The 18,240-nt window shown below is 56.2% G+C and carries 20 protein-coding genes; 12 read left to right on the top strand and 8 right to left on the bottom strand.

Annotated elements, in window-relative coordinates:
- Positions 1-42: 42 nt before the first annotated feature.
- Complete coding sequence (gene queE / locus EPE01S_RS08565; RefSeq protein WP_062744218.1) at positions 43-714, top strand: 7-carboxy-7-deazaguanine synthase QueE; 672 nt, start codon at positions 43-45, stop codon at positions 712-714.
- A 57-nt stretch (positions 715-771) separates the two neighbouring features.
- Here the strand turns inward: queE and EPE01S_RS08560 are convergent, their stop codons facing one another.
- Positions 772-1,644 carry an MBL fold metallo-hydrolase gene (locus tag EPE01S_RS08560; protein WP_062744217.1) on the bottom strand — a complete coding sequence of 291 codons (873 nt, stop codon included), beginning with the start codon at positions 1,642-1,644 and terminating at the stop codon, positions 772-774.
- Between the two features lie 101 nt (positions 1,645-1,745).
- On the opposite strand from EPE01S_RS08560, the gene EPE01S_RS08555 reads away from it, so the two are divergent.
- Positions 1,746-2,663 (top strand): LysR family transcriptional regulator, encoded by a 918-nt coding sequence (locus EPE01S_RS08555; RefSeq protein ID WP_062744216.1) that lies wholly within the window; start codon positions 1,746-1,748, stop codon positions 2,661-2,663.
- Positions 2,664-2,730: 67 nt separating this feature from the next.
- Here EPE01S_RS08555 and EPE01S_RS08550 read toward each other — a convergent pair whose 3' ends face one another.
- From EPE01S_RS08550 to queD, 4 genes are all read right to left on the bottom strand, one after another.
- Positions 2,731-3,504, bottom strand: coding sequence for an amino acid ABC transporter substrate-binding protein (locus EPE01S_RS08550; RefSeq protein ID WP_062744215.1), 774 nt, complete (start codon positions 3,502-3,504; stop codon positions 2,731-2,733).
- 39 nt (positions 3,505-3,543) lie between these two features.
- Positions 3,544-4,311, bottom strand: coding sequence for an amino acid ABC transporter ATP-binding protein (locus tag EPE01S_RS08545; RefSeq protein ID WP_062744214.1), 768 nt, complete (start codon positions 4,309-4,311; stop codon positions 3,544-3,546).
- Entirely contained in the window at positions 4,289-4,987 is a 699-nt protein-coding gene (locus EPE01S_RS08540; RefSeq protein WP_062744213.1) for an amino acid ABC transporter permease, read from the bottom strand. The genes EPE01S_RS08545 and EPE01S_RS08540 overlap by 23 nt, the downstream gene beginning before the upstream one ends.
- 189 nt (positions 4,988-5,176) lie before the next feature.
- A complete protein-coding gene (gene queD / locus EPE01S_RS08535; protein ID WP_062744340.1) occupies positions 5,177-5,536 on the bottom strand; it encodes a 6-carboxytetrahydropterin synthase QueD in 360 nt (119 codons plus the stop codon).
- A gap of 287 nt (positions 5,537-5,823) precedes the next feature.
- Between queD and cysJ the strand changes: the two genes are divergently transcribed.
- From cysJ to EPE01S_RS08520, 3 genes are read left to right on the top strand one after another with little or no spacing between them, the layout of a single operon-like run.
- On the top strand, positions 5,824-7,623 hold the full coding sequence (gene cysJ / locus EPE01S_RS08530) for an NADPH-dependent assimilatory sulfite reductase flavoprotein subunit (protein ID WP_062744212.1): 1,800 nt from the start codon (positions 5,824-5,826) through the stop codon (positions 7,621-7,623).
- A complete protein-coding gene (gene cysI / locus EPE01S_RS08525) occupies positions 7,623-9,338 on the top strand; it encodes an assimilatory sulfite reductase (NADPH) hemoprotein subunit (protein ID WP_062744211.1) in 1,716 nt (571 codons plus the stop codon). Before cysJ ends, cysI begins: the two co-directional genes overlap by 1 nt.
- Before the next feature lie 12 nt (positions 9,339-9,350).
- A complete protein-coding gene (locus tag EPE01S_RS08520) occupies positions 9,351-10,082 on the top strand; it encodes a phosphoadenylyl-sulfate reductase (RefSeq protein WP_062744210.1) in 732 nt (243 codons plus the stop codon).
- Between the two features lie 64 nt (positions 10,083-10,146).
- Here the strand turns inward: EPE01S_RS08520 and yidI are convergent, their stop codons facing one another.
- The 3 genes from yidI to EPE01S_RS08505 form a co-directional block, all read right to left on the bottom strand.
- Positions 10,147-10,575 carry an inner membrane protein YidI gene (yidI, locus tag EPE01S_RS08515; protein WP_062744209.1) on the bottom strand — a complete coding sequence of 143 codons (429 nt, stop codon included), beginning with the start codon at positions 10,573-10,575 and terminating at the stop codon, positions 10,147-10,149.
- 97 nt (positions 10,576-10,672) lie between these two features.
- Entirely contained in the window at positions 10,673-10,957 is a 285-nt protein-coding gene (locus tag EPE01S_RS08510; protein ID WP_062744208.1) for a YciI family protein, read from the bottom strand.
- Between the two features lie 15 nt (positions 10,958-10,972).
- Positions 10,973-11,956, bottom strand: a complete 984-nt coding sequence (locus EPE01S_RS08505; protein ID WP_062744207.1) for an aminopeptidase — start codon at positions 11,954-11,956, stop codon at positions 10,973-10,975.
- A gap of 255 nt (positions 11,957-12,211) precedes the next feature.
- On the opposite strand from EPE01S_RS08505, the gene cysG reads away from it, so the two are divergent.
- From cysG to ispD, 7 genes are all read left to right on the top strand, one after another.
- Positions 12,212-13,627 (top strand): siroheme synthase CysG, encoded by a 1,416-nt coding sequence (cysG, locus tag EPE01S_RS08500; RefSeq protein WP_062744206.1) that lies wholly within the window; start codon positions 12,212-12,214, stop codon positions 13,625-13,627.
- Positions 13,628-13,636: 9 nt separating this feature from the next.
- The gene (gene cysD / locus EPE01S_RS08495; protein WP_062744205.1) at positions 13,637-14,545 is read left to right on the top strand and encodes a sulfate adenylyltransferase subunit CysD; all 909 of its coding nucleotides are present in this window, start codon (positions 13,637-13,639) and stop codon (positions 14,543-14,545) included.
- Positions 14,546-14,554: 9 nt separating this feature from the next.
- Positions 14,555-15,982 (top strand): sulfate adenylyltransferase subunit CysN, encoded by a 1,428-nt coding sequence (gene cysN, locus EPE01S_RS08490; protein WP_062744204.1) that lies wholly within the window; start codon positions 14,555-14,557, stop codon positions 15,980-15,982.
- Position 15,983: 1 nt separating this feature from the next.
- Positions 15,984-16,589, top strand: a complete 606-nt coding sequence (gene cysC, locus EPE01S_RS08485) for an adenylyl-sulfate kinase (RefSeq protein ID WP_062744203.1) — start codon at positions 15,984-15,986, stop codon at positions 16,587-16,589.
- Between the two features lie 86 nt (positions 16,590-16,675).
- Positions 16,676-16,996, top strand: a complete 321-nt coding sequence (locus EPE01S_RS08480) for a DUF3561 family protein (protein WP_062744202.1) — start codon at positions 16,676-16,678, stop codon at positions 16,994-16,996.
- A 192-nt stretch (positions 16,997-17,188) separates the two neighbouring features.
- Positions 17,189-17,500, top strand: coding sequence for a cell division protein FtsB (ftsB, locus tag EPE01S_RS08475; RefSeq protein WP_062744201.1), 312 nt, complete (start codon positions 17,189-17,191; stop codon positions 17,498-17,500).
- A 30-nt stretch (positions 17,501-17,530) separates the two neighbouring features.
- The gene (gene ispD / locus EPE01S_RS08470; protein ID WP_062744200.1) at positions 17,531-18,235 is read left to right on the top strand and encodes a 2-C-methyl-D-erythritol 4-phosphate cytidylyltransferase; all 705 of its coding nucleotides are present in this window, start codon (positions 17,531-17,533) and stop codon (positions 18,233-18,235) included.
- Positions 18,236-18,240 lie beyond the last annotated feature (5 nt).

Here is an 18,240-nt window from a genome sequence, read left to right as displayed (position 1 = left end):
CCATAATCTGCGCCCGTATTTTAGCCACCAGTCGAGATGTAAATGCAGTACCCGATAAATGAAATGTTCCAGACGTTGCAGGGCGAAGGTCTTTATACCGGCGTTCCGGCAATTTTTATCCGCCTGCAGGGATGCCCGGTGGGCTGCAGCTGGTGTGATACCAAGCATACCTGGGATAAGCTGGCCGATCGGGAGACATCGCTGGGAGATATCCTGCTGAAAACCGTGGAAACGGATGCCTGGGGAGCGGCCGATGCGCAGGCGTTAATCGGTGTGATCCGCCAGCACGGCTGGACGGCAAAGCATATTGTGATCACCGGCGGTGAGCCCTGCATTCACGATCTGACGCCGCTGACCGCCGCCCTTGAGCAAGAGGGTTTCGGCTGCCAGATCGAAACCAGCGGCACTCATGAGGTGCGCTGTACGCCGGAAACGTGGGTGACCGTGTCGCCCAAGGTGAACATGCGTGGCGGCTATGACGTGCTGAATCAGGCGCTGGTGCGGGCAGATGAGGTCAAGCATCCGGTGGCGCGCCAGCGTGACGTGGACGCGCTGGATACTTTACTGGCAACACTGAGTGATGACAAAGCGCGGATTATCGCGCTGCAGCCCATCAGCCAGAAGGCGGATGCGACGAAGCTCTGTATTGAAACCTGTATCGCGCGCAACTGGCGGCTGTCGATGCAGACGCATAAATACCTGAATATCGCCTGAGGTCAAGGGTAGCGGGGCGGCCAGAAAAAGGCCGACCCGCTACGCCCTGTTATCCGCTTACTGCGGCCACTTCATCTCCCCTTTCAGCACTTTTGCACTCAGTTCCAGACTTGAGGCTTCCTTCAGTGCCGGATACCGGGTCTTCATCGCCGCCGTATAGCTGGCTGCATCCTGACTCTCCGCCAGCACGGTTTCAGCGGTTTTCAGATACTGTTGGGTGAAGTTAACCGATGCCAGCGTCTCGGCTGCGCCCGGCAGGAAATGGCCCGGCACCACGCGCGCGGGCTTCAGGGCCTGAATCGCTTCCAGCTTCTGCTGCCAGGCAGAACGTTCAGCAGGCGTCTGGGCATCGGCCATCCAGACGTGGATATTATTGCCATACACCACCACGCCGCCCATCACCGTTTTCAGTGCGGGCACCCACAAATACGTATTCTGCGGCTGCGGGCCGTCAATGCCTTTCACCTCAATGGTTTCACCATCGACCCGGAAACTGTTGCCGGTTAACACGTCAGGCACCACCAGCGACTGTGGCGCATTCGCGCCCATTTTCGGGCCCCAGAACGCCAGCTTACCGTTTTTCGATTGCTTAATCAGATCGACCGTGGCCGCCGTGGCGATAATTTTAGCCTGCGGGAATGCCTGCTTAATGGTCTCCAGGCCAAAGTAAAAGTCCGGATCGGACTGGCTGATAAACACCGTGGTCAGCCGCTTGCCGGTGGCTTTGATGCGTTTCACCAGGGCTTCAGCGTCATTGCGCTGGAACTGGGCATCGATCAGCACCACCTCATGCGGGCCGGAGATTATTTCGCTGGAGACGGCAAACATGCTGGCTTCGCCCGGGTTATAGACCTCCAGCTTCAGCGTTTCAGCGGCATACAGCGGTGTGCTGGCGGTCAGGGCCAGCAGTAACGTCAGACGGGTTTTCATGATGAGCTACCTGATTACGGGAAAGAGAACAGTGTAGGTTGCAAAATTCAGCAGATAAACCGACTATCAGGCAACAGATTGTTGCATATAACGGACAGATTATGGATCGCATCACGGCGGCGAAGGTTTTTATCACCATCGTGCAGCGCGGCAGCCTGTCGGCGGCGGCGGACACGCTGGATATCTCACGCGCGATGGTCACGCGCTATCTCAGCCAGATGGAGAGCTGGGCCGGCGCGCGCCTGCTGCACCGCAGCACGCGACGCCTGAGCCTGACGCCGGCCGGAGAACATGCGCTGGCCCGCTGCCAGCAGATGATGGCGCTGGCCGCGGAAATTGAGCTCAGTAACCAGCCGGAAGGTGAAGCGCTGTCCGGTCTGCTGCGGGTGTCCTGCTCGCTGTCGCTGGGCCAGAGCGTGCTGATGGTGGCGCTGACCGCCTTCCAGCGGCGTTACCCCCTGGTGCGTATCGACCTGCACATCAGTAATCAGCGGGTTAACCTGGTGGAAGAGCGCATCGATCTGGCCCTGCGCATCACAGCCCAGTTGGAGCCGAACCTGATTGCCCGACCGCTGCACCGCTGCCGGTCGGTAATCTGTGCGGCACCAGCCTATCTGGCGCTGGCGGGGATCCCGGTGGTGCCGCAGGATCTGGTACATCACAACTGTCTGGCCTACTCGCACTTTGGTAAAAGCCTGTGGCACTTTACCCGTCGTCAGGAGAAGGAGGCGGTGGCCGTCAGTGGCAATCTGAGTGGTAATGATTCGGTGATGCTGCTGGCGGCGACGCTGGCTGGAGCTGGTATCGCCATGCAGCCGGTGTACAGCGCGCAGCCGTTTCTTGCCCGCGGTGAACTGGTGGCGCTCCTGCCCGATTACCAGCTGGATGAACTAGGGGTGTATGCTATTTATGCCTCCCGTCAGTATCAGTCAGCGCGCCTGCGCGCCCTGCTGGATTTTCTGGTGGAGTGGTTTGGATCAGAAGACGCGGGACAATTACTGAGCGGTACGGCCCTCTGACAGCAAGGAAACCTGACCGGGCGGAGAGGACTCCGCAGGGGAACGCCCTGCGGAGGGATAACAGCGATTATTTCGAAACGTCAGCGGCAAAGTAGTGCTGGGAAATACGCTGATAGGTGCCGTCATTTTTCATTTCGGTCAGCGCCTTATCAATGGCGGCCTTCAGCTCCGGGTTACCTTTGCGCAGCAGAATACCGGAATGTTCGGCATCACTCTGGGTGGCAGCAATTTTGACTTTTGCCTCTGGCTTGTGCTTTTTGAAGTCGAGGTATGACAGGTTATCGTTAATTGTCGCATCTGCGCGGCCGCTGGCCACCAGATCGACCGACTGGTTAAAGCCATCCGTCCCGACGATCTCCGCACCATAACTGCGGGCCAGCTGAGCATAGTTGCTGGTCAGCGTGTGGGCAGATTTTTTCCCTTTCAAATCCGCGAAGGTCTTAATAGTGTCGTTATCACTGCGCACAATCAGCACGCCTTTAGACGCAATATACGGCGCAGAGAAATCAAATTTCTGCTGGCGCTCCGGGGTGATGGAAACCTGATTAATGACTGCCTCGTAGCGTTTAGCATCCAGCCCGGCAATCAGTCCGTCCCATTTACCTTCAACAAACTCCGCTTTAACGTTCAGACGCTTTGCGACTTCACGACCGATATCGACATCAAAACCGGTCAGTGCCCCGGATGCATCGTGGAAGGTAAACGGTGGGTAGGTGCCCTCCGTGCCGATTTTCAGCACGCCTGCCGACTGGATTTTTGCCAGATCGTTCTCTGCCAGTGCGGCAGAAGAAAAACCGAGCTGAATCAGTCCGGCGAATAACAGTGTGGCTATCTTTTTCATGTCATAACTCCTGAATGCAGTCTGTGATGAGGTCTTTAATTATATTTCCCATGAATCGGGCAGGGTGTCTGTCAGGGTGGAAATAAACGCTTTGGTTCGGGGCTTTTCTGCACGGGTAAACAGGTCACGGGAGGTGCCCGTCTCGACGATCTCGCCCGCTTCCAGAAACACCACGTTATTGGCAATATTTGCCGCCAGCCGCAGGTCGTGGGTGGCCATCAGCATGGTCATTCCCTCTTTCGCCAGCTGTTTCAGTACCGCCACCACTTCCAGCGACAGTTCGGGATCCAGCGCCGAGGTCGGTTCATCACACAGCAGCACTTTAGGCGAGGGGGCCAGCGCCCGGGCAATGGCCACACGCTGTTGTTGACCCCCTGACAGCGTGCCGGGCAGGGCATCGCGTTTATGGCCCATCCCCACCTTTTCCAGCAGGGCTTCTGCCCGCTGCCGCGCCTGCTGAACGGGCTGCTTATGGACAGTGACCAGACCTTCCATAATGTTTTCTATCACCGTCAGATGAGGAAACAGCTGAAAGTTTTGAAATACCATGCCGGTTTGCTGGCAGATACGGCGAATATCTTTACGGCCCGGGCGGGCGCTGCCGGTAAAAACGAGGTGCTCATGGCCGATAGTCAGCTCCCCCGCCTGGGGGATTTCCAGCAAATTAATGCAGCGCAATAAGGTGCTCTTGCCACTGCCGGAAGGGCCGATGAGGGCGGTGACGCTGCCTTCATTAATGGTCAGGTTAATCTTTTTTAAGACCGGATTGCCATCGAACTGTTTATCAATGTTGGATAATTTTATCATTATCTCTTACCTTTACTGCGCCATTATTGGCGAGCTTATTTTCCAGTCGGGTCTGTAACGCCGATAATACCGAGCTGATCAGTAAATAAATAATGGCGGCTTCGGTATACAGGATTAAGGGCTGATAGGTCACCGCTGCAATACGCTGTGCCGCCAGAAACATTTCAGGGACGGTAATCACCGAGGCCAGCGACGTGTCTTTTACCAGTGAAATAAAGGTGTTGGACAGCGGCGGAACGGCAATCCGCGCCGCCTGAGGGATAATGATACGACGCAGTGCCTGGGCCCAGCTCATGCTGATCGAGTGTGCGGCTTCCCACTGGCCTTTCGGCACCGAGAGCAGCGTGGCGCGTATCACTTCGGAGGTATAGGCCCCGATATTCAGGGTAAAGCCAATAACGGCTGCCGGGAAGGCATCCAGCGTTATACCCACCCCGGGCAGGGCATAGAAAATAAGGAAAAGCTGTACCAGTAACGGGGTGCCGCGAATAAGCCAGACATAAAAGCGAACAATGTACTGTAATGGCTTCGGGCCATATAATCTTGCCAGGGCCACAATAAAGCCCAGCGATAAACCCAGCGCAAATGAAATAAGCGTTAATGGAATAGTGAAGGTGACGCCGGCATACAGCATCGGCCAGAATGAATCAATTGCCAGACTTAACCATGGGGGCATGTTACACCTGTCCTGAGACACGATTACTGCTATTTTATTTTATGGCGAGAGATTATCACGGGGCAGAAAAAGACGCTTATATCTTGCGGTGCTACTATAGATTCGAATGGAATATGTTTTTTACCCCCCAGTGATAATGGCAAAAAAGAGAAAGAAAAAGGCCCGCGAGCGCAGCGAGCCTTCTTGTCATTATCCGCGATAAACGCAACCGGCAGTGCAGGTTTCTTTTACCAGTACAGCGCTTAACAGCGGCAGTACTGGCTTCATCTGCTGCCAGATCCATGCAGCCAGCACTTCGCTGGTTGGGTTCTCAAGGCCAGGAATATCATTGAGATAGTAGTGATCCAGACGATCGTAGATCGGCTTAAAAGCCGCTTTGATCTCGGAAAAGTCCATCACCCAGCCGGTATGCGCATCCACTTCGCCAGTAATTTCCAGACGAACCATAAAGGAGTGCCCGTGCAGGCGTCCGCATTTGTGCCCTTCCGGCACATTCGGCAGGTGGTGTGCGGCTTCGAATTGAAAATCTTTAAACAGCGTAGTAGCCATAGTGACAGTCTCAGTCTTCATCAATAAAACCGCCGCAGGATACCGGAAAACCGCTTTTTTCGCACCCGTTTCCCGGCTGAACGACATAACCGGAAACACCTGAGAACGGTGTGGTTTGTAATCCATTGAAAAATAAAATAATAATCAATCTGTTTTGTCGCTAACCGTTACCCATAAAACCGCTTAGTCATTTTGGTTATTTATTATTTCCAACCCTTATTTAAGGGTTATTATGCTTGCCCTTACCCTGTTGTTAATAGATTTCCGACCTTGGACTTTTCAACGAAATGACGACTCAGGCACCCCCCAACATGCTTCCCCTTAATCCGGAACAGCTTGCCCGCTTGCAGGCAGCCACCGGTGATTATTCACCTACTCAGCTGGCGTGGCTTTCCGGTTACTTCTGGGGCATGGTCAATCAGGCGCCGGGTGCGACGGTCACCAGCGCACCGGCGGTTGAGGTGCCTGCGATTACGCTTCTTTCTGCCTCGCAGACCGGAAATGCACGCCGCCTGGCTGAACAGCTGCGCGACGACCTGCTGAGCGAAAAGCTGAACGTTAACCTGGTCAATGCCGGTGATTACAAATTTAAGCAGATCGGTCAGGAAAAACTGCTGGTGGTGGTGACCTCCACGCAGGGTGAGGGCGAGCCACCGGAAGAAGCTGTGGCGCTGCATAAATTCCTGATGTCGAAAAAAGCACCGAAAATGGACGGCTGCGCATTTGCGGTGTTTGGTCTGGGGGACACCTCTTACGAATTCTTCAGCCAGGCCAGTAAAGATTTCGACAGCAAGCTGGCGGAACTGGGCGGTGAGCGTCTGCTGGAGCGCGTTGATGCCGACGTGGAGTATGCCGCGCAGGCGGAAGACTGGCGCAAACAGATCGTTGCGGTGCTGAAAGCCCGTGTGCCGGATGCCAGCGCCCTCCAGGTGACTGCCGCCGTGACGGGGAGCGTGAATGAGATCCACAGCAGCCCTTACAGCAAAGAAGCGCCCCTGACCGCCAGTTTTGCCGTTAACCAGAAAATTACCGGCCGCGATTCCGATAAAGATGTGCGGCATATTGAAATTGATCTTGGTGATTCTGGACTGCGCTATCAGCCGGGAGATGCCCTGGGCGTATGGTATGAGAACGACCCCCTGTTGGTAAAAGAGCTGCTGGAACTGCTGTGGCTGAAAGGCGATGAGCCCGTGTCCGTTGACGGGATCACGCTGCCACTGACGGAAGCGCTGCAAAAACATTACGAACTGACGGTCAATACGCCGCAGATTGTTGAACATTATGCCAGGCTTTCCCGTAATGAAGCGCTGCTGGCGGAGACGGAAGAGAAAGCCAGACTGCAACAGTATGCGCAGAACACCCCTATTGTGGATATGGTGCGTTATGCCCCTACGGAACTGAACGCGGAACAGCTCACCGGGCTGCTGCGCCCGCTGACGCCACGTCTATATTCTATCGCTTCTTCGCAGGCGGAAAATGAAACCGAAGTCCATATCACCGTGGGGGCGGTGCGCTACGAGATTGAAGGCCGAGCCCGTGCAGGAGGCGCTTCCAGCTATCTGGCCGACCGGCTGCAGGAGGATGACGGGGTGCGCATCTTCATTGAACATAATGATAACTTCCGCCTGCCTGCCAGTCCGGATACGCCAGTGATTATGATTGGCCCGGGTACTGGTATTGCACCGTTCCGCGCTTTTATGCAGCAGCGTGACAGCGACGGTGCCGGTGGTAAAAACTGGCTGTTCTTCGGTAACCCGCACTTTACCGAAGATTTTCTTTACCAGGTGGAGTGGCAGCGCTATGTCAAAGACGGCCTGCTGACGCATATCGATTTGGCCTGGTCGCGTGACCAGAAACACAAAATTTACGTGCAGGATAAAATTCGCGCAAAAGGGGCGGAGCTGTGGCGCTGGATAGAAGAGGGTGCCCACATCTATGTCTGCGGCGATGCCAATCGCATGGCAAAAGATGTTGAACAGGCATTACTGGAAGTGGTAGCTGAATTTGGTGCAATGGACATCGAATCGGCCGATGAGTTTTTAAGTGAGCTGCGCATTGAGCGCCGTTATCAGCGAGATGTGTACTAATGAGCAATGAAAAATACCCAGGGCCGCTGGTCGTTGAAGGGAAGCTGGTCGACGCCGAGCGCCTGAAAAAAGAGAGTAACTATCTGCGCGGTGGCATTGCCGAAGACCTGCATGACGGGCTGACCGGCGGCTTTAACGGCGATAACTTCCTGCTGATCCGTTTTCACGGTATGTACCAGCAGGATGACCGCGACATTCGTGCTGAACGTGCAGAGCAGAAGCTGGAGGCGCGCCATGCGATGATGCTGCGCTGCCGTCTGCCGGGCGGGATCATCACGCCGACGCAGTGGCTGGCCATTGATAAGTTCGCCGCCGATAACACCATTTACGGCAGTATCCGTCTGACCAACCGCCAGACCTTCCAGTTTCACGGCATTCTGAAAGGTAACGTGAAACCGGCGCACCAGATGCTGCATGAAGTGGGGCTGGATGCGCTGGCGACGGCGAACGACGTTAACCGTAACGTGCTCTGCAGCTCAAACCCGATTGAGTCTGAACTGCATCAGGAAGCGTATGAGTGGGCAAAAAAACTCTCTGAGCACCTGCTGCCGCAGACCCGTGCTTATGCTGAAATCTGGCTGGACCAGGAAAAGGTCGCTACCACCGATGTCGAGCCGATCCTCGGTGAAACTTACCTGCCGCGTAAATTTAAAACGACCGTAGTGGTGCCGCCGCATAACGATGTCGATCTGCACGCCAATGACCTGAACTTTATCGCCATTGCTGAGAACGGCAGGCTGGTCGGCTTTAACCTGCTGGTGGGCGGTGGCCTGTCGATCGACCACGGTAATAAAGCGACCTATGCGCGCACGGCGTCTGAATTTGGTTATTTGCCAGTTGATAAGATCCTGGATGTGGCCACCGCAGTCGTGACGACCCAGCGTGACTGGGGCAACCGTACTGACCGTAAAAATGCTAAAACGAAATACACGCTGGAACGGGTGGGGCCGGATGTCTTTAAGGCGGAAGTGGAGCGCCGTGCCGGCATCACCTTTGAACCAACCCGTCCGTATGAATTTACTACCCGTGGCGATCGCTTTGGCTGGGTTAAAGGCATTGATAATAAATGGCACCTGACGCTGTTTATTGAGAATGGCCGACTGCTGGACTATCCGGGCCGGCCGCTGAAAACCGGTCTGGCTGAAATTGCCAAAATCCATCAGGGCGACTTCCGCTTAACGGCCAATCAGAACCTGATTGTTGCGGGCGTGCCGGAGTCTGAAAAAGAGGTCATCGAACAGCTGGCGGTGTCGCATGGTCTGATGGAAAACGTCAGTCACCAGCGCGAAAACTCCATGGCCTGCGTGTCCTTCCCTACCTGCCCGCTGGCGATGGCCGAAGCCGAACGCTTCCTGCCGGAATTTGTCACGCGTGTGGAGGGCATCATGACCGCCCACGGGGTGGGAGATGAGCACATTGTCCTGCGCGTCACCGGCTGCCCGAACGGCTGTGGCCGTGCACTGCTGGCTGAGGTGGGGCTGGTGGGCAAGGCTCCGGGGCGTTATAACCTCCATCTTGGAGGTAACCGCATCGGCACACGCATCCCGCGGATGTACAGCGAAAACATCAATGAAGAGCAGATCTTGGCGACCCTGGACGAACTGATTGGCCGCTGGGCGAAAGAGCGCGAAGCAAATGAAGGCTTCGGTGATTTCACCATCCGTACCGGTATTATCAGACCGGTACTCGATCCGGCCCGCGATTTCTGGGAATGATGGAGGTGTAATATGGCCGTTCTCGATCTCACTGCACTGAACGACTTACCAAAGGTGGAGCGCATCATGGCGCTCGCTGAAATCAATAATATGCTGGATAAACTTTCCGCCGAGGATCGGGTGATCTGGGGGCTGGAAAATCTGCCGGGTGAAGCCGTGCTGACCTCCAGTTTTGGTATTCAGGCAGCGGTCAGTCTGCATCTGGTGGCACGCCAGAAGCCGGATATTCCGGTGATCCTGACCGATACGGGCTATCTGTTCCCGGAAACCTATCAGTTTATTGATCAGCTGACGGAGAAGCTGGATCTTAATCTTCAGGTGTTCCGCGCAGCGCACAGCCCGGCCTGGCAGGAAGCACGCTATGGCAAGCTGTGGGAACAGGGCGTGGAGGGCATTGAGCGCTACAACCAGATTAATAAGGTTGAGCCGATGAACCGTGCGCTGGCGACGCTGAAAGCGCAGACGTGGTTTGCCGGGCTGCGCCGCGACCAGTCAGGTAGCCGCGCGCATCTGCCAGTGCTGGCGATCAAGAAGGGCGTCTTCAAGCTGTTGCCGATCATCGACTGGGACAACCGTCAGGTATATCAGTATCTGCAGCAACACGGTCTGAGCTACCATCCGCTGTGGGAGCAGGGCTATCTCTCGGTGGGGGATACGCACACGACGCGTAAATGGGAACCGGGCATGGCAGAGGAAGAGACCCGCTTCTTTGGCCTGAAGCGCGAGTGCGGATTGCACGAGTAAATTTACGTAGTGGCCGACCTTTTGTTTCGGTCGGTCATTAAATCGGCACATATTCCCGCGTTCGTTATCCCAGCAGGCCTTGCAGGACGCCTGCAATAAGCACCGCCAGAATAATGGCGGCAACGATAGCCATGGCAGGCTGAAAGGCAATCGTCGTCAGCCCCAGAAGCCCGGCGGCAGCTGCGACACGATGTTCTTCCTTACGTGCCCAGCCAATGATGCCAAGGATCACCGCACCCGCCCCCATCATTGCGCTAATAATCGACAGTATGCGGTCAATATTCCAGCCGACACTTTTTGCTTTTTCAACCAGCGGCTTACCGTGCAGGGCGTCTAAGGCCGCATGCTTAATTGCCAGCGTTTTCGTTGCTACAATGCTTTCCAGTGAAGGGCGGGGAGCAAAAGGACCGGCCATAAAGTGGGTGATGACCAGCAGCAGGGCGATACTGCCCAGCAAAATGCCTGCCCAACCACAAACATCCTTTTTAAACATATGACTTCCTTGTTGGTATTTACTTATTCGCAGGCAGGATGGTTTCTTTGTCTGTCAGTGGTGACCTCTGCCATGACTGCCGCAGGCATGATAAACCTCAGATCCCGGTCAGTGCGGCAAACTTATTGGCGGAGCGGGTGATATTCACTTTTGTCACCTCGTAGCTGGCGACCTGCTGGAAGGGGTCTTCCGCCAGAATGGCATCCAGCTGTTTCCTGTCCATCTCTTTCACCATGATCATCCCTCCGGTGCGCGGATCTTTACGCCCGGCGCTGATAAACGCCCCGGCGGTAAAGTAACGATTGAGCCACGCCACGTGTGGCTCCAGCAGGGCTTCCACCTCTTCCATCGGGCGGGTGTAGGTGAGAAAAACAATGTACATGGATGACTCCAGAGATTAAGGGTTAGCCAGTTCACGGATCAGCGGCAGCAGCACGGCGACAGAATCATGGGCGCGGCGGGTGATGCGGCCAGGTAACCAGTGATCAATATAAGCCAGATTATCGCGCTGTGCCTGGTGACGCAGGGCCAGCGGGAAATGCAGCGCGACCGGGCGCGACAGCTTGCCGCCGGGCGCATCGCTGGCCCTGACCAATAACAGCGGAAAACCGGCGCGGTCAAAAGGCCCTTCATCTTGCGCGGTCTGTGTCGTCGCGCTGATCCCCTGGTGACGCGCCAGCGACCGGGCGCGATCGCGCGTCTGGCGGGCCACGGCCTTCGGTGTTTGACGGCCGCTAATAAAAGTAAGGTGACTGCCCACAACCAGACTGTCGAGATTAATGACCAGCAGCGTATTGTGTTTCTCTTCGGGAGTCATGCGTGACACATAATCTTCGCTGCCCTGCAGTCCGATCTCTTCGCCGCTCAGGGCCACGAAGCGCAGGCTGTAATGCAGCGGCTGCGTGCTGAGACGCTGTGCCAGCTCCAGCATGACGCCCAGCCCTGAGGCGTTATCGTCAACCCCCTGATTGGTCAGACCGCCGAGGTTAAGCTGCGTTTCGTTATCGTTATGCGGTGTCCAACTGTCGCTGTGAGCGACAATCACAATCTGCTGCGCAACCTTTCCCTCGCGTGCGGCAATGACCGAGGTGGCATTGACGTTACGCCACGTCTGGTCGCCTGCCTGATGCTGATAAGCATAGCGGGTGGTGAAACGACGCTGGTTTGTCTGATAGCCGAGTGCGGTAAACTGCTGCTGCAGATAGTCGGCAGTCAGCATATCGGCCGGGCTGCCTGCCATGCGGCCGGGAAAATAGGTGGCAATATGGCGTAGCTGCTGTTCGGCAATGCTACCGGTCTTCATGCTGGCGGCATTCGCGGACAGACTGATGCCGCAAATAAAAATGGCTGCCAACGCCCCCAGGCGCATAAGGGTCAACATGGAAGGTTCCTTAATTCGTTATCCTGTAACGAAATGTGCGAATTTTTTTGCGCAGACAGTATGAAATCATGACGCGTTTTAGACAATTTCATTCTCTCTGAAAGGTGCGAAATATCATCCGTTAAGCACATTTTGTTCGCAGCTTTACCGGGTCGTTATTCCATTCAGTAACTACTCATTCCAATTAGTAATTTCATAAGCTTCAAGGGCGGGACGTATAGTCCCTTTAACAATAGTGATATAGACAGGGTTCCCGTGGATTATCTCCCTCTTTTTGCCGACATCAGACACAAGCCGGTGCTGGTTGTTGGCGGTGGCGATGTCGCTGCACGCAAAATCGAACTGTTGCGCCGTGCCGGTGCCCGCGTGCAGGTCGTTTCACACCATCTGTGTGAGGAGCTCGCCGCACTGCACGACAATGACAGCATTGAATGGCTGGCGAAGGATTATCAGCCTGCGCAGCTGGATACGGTGTTCCTGGTGATTGCCGCCACCGATGATGGCGACCTTAACGGCCAGGTCTATCTGGACGCCACTGAACGCCATCTGCTGGCCAACGTGGTCGATGATCAGCCGAAATGCTCCTTTATCTTTCCTTCTATTGTCGATCGCTCCCCGCTGGTGGTGGCGATCTCCTCCAGCGGAACGGCGCCGGTGCTGGCGCGCCTGCTGCGTGAAAAACTGGAATCGCTACTGCCGGCTAACCTTGGGCAGATGGCTGAGATTGCCGGGCAGTGGCGTGGGAAGGTCAAAGCCCGCTTTAACAAAATGACCGATCGCCGTCGTTTCTGGGAAAAAGCGTTTAACGGTTTATTTGCCAATCAGGTGGCCTCCGGCAACGTAGAAGGGGCCAAACGTACCCTCGACCAGCAGCTAACCGACCCGGAAGCCCCGCAGGGTGAGATTATCCTCGTTGGTGCCGGACCCGGAGACAGTGGACTGCTGACGCTGCGGGGCCTGCAGGTGATGCAACTGGCCGATGTCGTGCTTTATGACCACCTGGTCAGCGATGAGATTCTGGATCTGGTACGCCGTGATGCCGACCGCATCTGTGTGGGCAAGCGGGCTAATGCTCACAGCGTACCGCAGGAAGAGATCAACCAGATGCTGGTGACGCTGGCGAAAAAAGGCAAACGTGTGGTGCGCCTGAAAGGCGGCGACCCGTTTATTTTCGGACGGGGTGGGGAAGAGCTTCAGGCTGCGGTAGCGGCAGGCATCCCTTTCCAGGTGGTACCAGGGGTCACTGCCGCTTCCGGGGCGACGGCCTACGCGGGGATTCCGCTGACACATCGCGATCATGCTCAGAGCGTCCTGTTTGTCACCGGGCACTGCCGCGCAGATGGGCAGGGAACGGACTGGCCATCGCTGGCCCGGGCGCGTCAGACGCTGGCTATCTATATGGGCACCATGGCGGCAGGCGACATTGCCAGTCAGCTGATGGCGCATGGGCGCGATCCGGCCACGCCGGCAGCGGTGATTGGCCGTGGTACCCGCCAGGATCAGCAGGTGCTGATCGGTACATTAGACCAACTTGAAGAACTGGCACGAAACGCCCCAACGCCGGCGCTGTTAGTGATTGGCGAAGTGGTCAATCTCCATCAGGAGTTGGCATGGTTCCAACATTCAGCGCAGCAGGACAGACGAGAGTCTCCTGTTGTGAATTTGGCTTGAGGAAAAGATATGGATCAGAAACGACTCACTCATCTGCGTCAACTGGAGGCGGAAAGCATCCATATTATCCGCGAAGTGGCGGCAGAATTCGGTAACCCGGTGATGATGTACTCCATCGGAAAAGACTCATCGGTGATGCTGCACCTGGCGCGTAAGGCGTTCTATCCGGGAACCCTGCCGTTTCCGCTGCTGCATGTTGATACCGGCTGGAAATTCCGCGAAATGTACGAGTTCCGCGATCGTATGGTGAAAAATATTGGCGCGGAGCTGCTGGTTCACCGTAACCCGGAAGGCGTGGCAATGGGCATCAACCCGTTTGTACACGGCAGTGCCAAGCACACGGATATTATGAAAACCGAGGGGCTGAAGCAGGCGCTGAATAAATACGGTTTTGATGCCGCTTTCGGCGGCGCACGTCGCGATGAAGAGAAATCACGTGCTAAAGAGCGTATTTACTCATTCCGCGACCGCTTCCACCGCTGGGATCCTAAAAACCAGCGCCCGGAGCTATGGCATAACTACAACGGCCAGATCAATAAAGGCGAGAGTATCCGTGTATTCCCGCTTTCTAACTGGACCGAGCTGGATATCTGGCAGTACATCTTCCTGGAAAACATCGAGATTGTTCCGTTGTACCTGGCCGCTGAACGCCCGGTGCTGGAGCGTGACGGCATGCTGATGATGATCGACGATGACCGCATCGATCTGCAGCCGGGCGAAGTGATCGAGCAACGCATGGTGCGCTTCCGTACCCTGGGCTGCTGGCCGCTGACCGGCGCGGTTGAGTCTGAAGCGCAAACGCTGCCAGGGATCATCGAAGAGATGCTGGTGTCCACCACCAGTGAGCGCCAGGGTCGCATGATCGACCGCGATCAGGCCGGCTCAATGGAGCTGAAAAAACGCCAGGGCTACTTTTAAGGAATCGTCATGAATACAGTAATTGCACAACAGATTGCCGACCAGGGCGGCGTGGAAGCGTGGCTGCATACGCAGCAGCACAAAAGCCTGCTGCGTTTCCTGACCTGCGGCAGCGTCGACGATGGTAAAAGTACGCTGATTGGTCGCCTGCTGCACGACACGCGCCAGATTTATGAAGATCAGCTCTCTTCCCTGCACAACGACAGTAAACGTCATGGTACTCAGGGGGAAAAGCTGGATCTCGCGCTGCTGGTGGACGGTTTACAGGCCGAACGTGAGCAGGGCATCACCATCGATGTGGCGTACCGTTACTTCTCCACCGAGAAGCGCAAATTTATTATTGCGGATACCCCGGGGCACGAGCAGTACACCCGGAATATGGCCACCGGTGCCTCCACCTGCGATCTGGCGATCCTGTTGATCGATGCGCGTAAAGGCGTGCTGGATCAAACCCGCCGCCACAGCTTTATCTCGACCTTGCTGGGCATTAAGCATCTGATCGTGGCGATCAATAAGATGGATCTGGTGGACTACAGCCAGGAGACCTTCGAGCAGATCAAACAGGACTATCTGGACTTTGCCGGACAGCTGCCGGGCGATCTGGATATTCGCTTTGTCCCGCTGTCGGCGCTGGAAGGCGAAAACGTCGCATCCCCGAGTGCCGCGATGTCCTGGTACAGCGGCCCGACGCTGCTGGATGTGCTGGAAACCGTTGATGTGCAGCGCGTGGTTGAACAGCAGCCCATGCGCTTCCCGGTGCAGTATGTTAACCGCCCTAACCTCGACTTCCGGGGGTATGCCGGTACGCTGGCGTCCGGCGTGGTACAAGTCGGCCAGCGGGTAAAAGTGCTCCCTTCAGGCGTTGAGTCCGCTGTGGCGCGTATTGTGACTTTCGACGGAGACCTGCAGCAGGCTGTGGCCGGTGAAGCGATTACCCTGGTGCTGAAAGATGAAATTGATATCAGTCGGGGCGATCTGCTGGTTGCCGCCGATGCCGATCTCACGCCCGTGCAGGCTGCTGCTGTCGATGTGGTCTGGATGGCGGAAAAGCCCCTGGTACCCGGGCAGAGCTTCGATATTAAAATCGCTGGCAAGAAAACCCGGGCGCGTGTGGAACGTATCCGCCATCAGGTTGAGATCAACAATCTGACGCAGCATGACGTAGAGGCATTGCCGCTGAACGGCATCGGGCTGGTGGATCTGATCTTCGATGAACCGATGGTGCTCGATCCCTATCAGCAGAACCCGGTCACCGGCGGGATGATCTTTATCGATCGCCTGAGCAACGTCACCGTCGGCGCGGGTATGATCCGCCAGCCGCTGGACGAGGCGCAGCCCGTTCCTGGCGAGTTCAGCGCCTTTGAGCTTGAGCTGAATGCGTTGGTGCGTCGTCACTTCCCGCACTGGAATGTCCGCGACCTGCTGGGTGGTCAGTAAGATGGCGCAGCATGATGAGAATGTGGTGTGGCACGCGCATCCGGTCAGCCGCGAGCAGCGCGAACAGCAGCATGGTCATCAGGGTGTGGTGCTGTGGTTTACCGGGCTGTCAGGTTCCGGTAAATCCACGGTAGCCGGCGCGCTGGAGCAGGCGCTGCACCGGGCTGGCGTTAGCAGCTATCTGCTGGACGGGGATAACGTGCGACATGGTTTATGCCGGGATCTCGGCTTCAGTGATGCCGATCGCAAAGAAAATATCCGTCGCGTGGGCGAAGTGGCGAAGCTGATGATCGATGCCGGTCTGGTGGTTCTGACGGCCTTTATCTCGCCTCACCGTGCCGAGCGGCAGAGCGTACGTGAAAGGGTTGGAGAAGGGCGTTTTATTGAAGTCTTCGTCGATACGCCGCTGGCCATCTGTGAAGCACGCGATCCGAAAGGGCTGTATAAAAAGGCCCGTGCCGGGGAGTTGCGCAATTTCACTGGTATTGATGCTGTGTATGAGGCACCTGAAGCCGCCGATATTCATCTGGATGGCGAACAATTAGTAACACATTTAACCACCCAGATATTAGACCTGCTGCGTCAGCGGGATATTATCAAACCCTGAGAGCTTCGGCTAACGTCCGTTCAAACGGACGGTTACCCGGCGGTGGGCCGCTCCTGTTCCTCCGCCTGAGCGTCAACGGGATATTTATGCATAACGTCACCCCCATGCTGGCACGTAAAGACGAGCGCGATCGGGAAGAGCCTTCATGGGCTGTTCCCGGTGGCGTAATGGGCTTTGTTTCCTGGTGGGTCGCACTGGCGATTCCGTTCCTGCTTTACGGCTCTAACACGTTATTCTTCTTCCTCTATACCTGGCCCTTCTTCCTTGCACTCTTACCGGTATCGGTCATCGTGGGTATTGTTGCCACTGTGTTGTTGCGGGAGCGCCTTGTCTGGGCGGGACTGGCAACGGTGCTGGTGGTCGTCGCCCTGTTCTGGCTGCTGTTTACGCTGCTGACGGGCTGGTAACGGCTGGGTTAATATTTATAATTACGTCGCAACGTTACAAAATCTATCGATGCGGGGCGTCAATGGACCCCGATCCTGCTGTTTTTTAGCGCGTATTCGCACCTTATTCTGAGAAAGTGGTTCTATTTCACCGGCAGAGTGGAGTCGTACTAAAAGTTATGGGATGATTGAGCCGTTTTTCAGGGGGCGGGGATGGGAAAACTTACGTTGCTGTTACTTGTACTTCTCGGCTGGCTGCAGTATTCGCTCTGGCTGGGCAAGAACGGCATTCATGATTACACACGCGTTAATGAGGATGTTGCTGTGCAACAGGCCAATAACGCCAAGCTTAAAGCGCGAAACGATCAGCTTTTTGCCGAAATCGACGACTTAAACGGCGGTTCGGAAGCGATCGAGGAACGCGCACGCAATGAGCTGGGGATGATTAAACCCGGCGAGACTTTCTATCGCCTTGTGCCGGACCAAAATAAACGAAACGCACAGCAGCGAACCACCCGTCAGTAGCCATTACCATGAGCATCCGTCATTACTATCATGAATAGCGCCGTGTCCTTTCCGGAGATTATCGCTGTTGTCCCCGCTGCGGGGATCGGCAGCCGTATGCTCTCTGAGCGCCCCAAACAATACCTCACCATTGGCAGTAAAACGATTCTGGAACACAGCATTGATGCCCTGCTGGCCCATCCGGCCATCAGCCGGGTCATTGTGGCCCTCAGCCCGGAAGATGCGTATTTTTGCCAGTTACCGCTGGCGCACGATACGCGCGTGAGCACGGTCACCGGTGGCGGCCTGCGGGCGGATTCAGTGCTGGCCGGACTGCAGGCGGCAAAAGGAGCCGAGTGGGTGCTGGTGCATGACGCTGCGCGCCCCTGTCTGCATCTGAGTGATTTGACCCGGCTGCTGGCGCTGACGGCCACCAGCAAAGTGGGCGGCATTCTTGCCGCGCCGGTGCGTGATACCATGAAGCGTGCTGTTGCTGGCCGCAGTGATATCGGGCATACCGTCGAGCGTGAAGCCCTGTGGCACGCGCTGACACCACAACTTTTCCCGCTGGCGCTGCTGCGCGACTGTCTGCTGCGCGCGCTGAACGACGGCGCGACCATCACTGATGAGGCTTCGGCGCTGGAGTATTGCGGTTACCATCCTGAGCTGGTCAGTGGCCGCAGTGATAACCTGAAGGTGACGCGACCGGAAGACCTGGCGCTGGCGCAATTTTATCTGACCCAAATACAGAGTTAGGAGAA

It is taken from the genome of Erwinia persicina NBRC 102418 (assembly GCF_001571305.1).
Taxonomy (GTDB): Bacteria; Pseudomonadota; Gammaproteobacteria; order Enterobacterales; family Enterobacteriaceae; genus Erwinia; species Erwinia persicina.
Note: the sequence above shows the minus strand (reverse complement) of the source record. Positions and strands in the feature narration are given on the sequence as shown.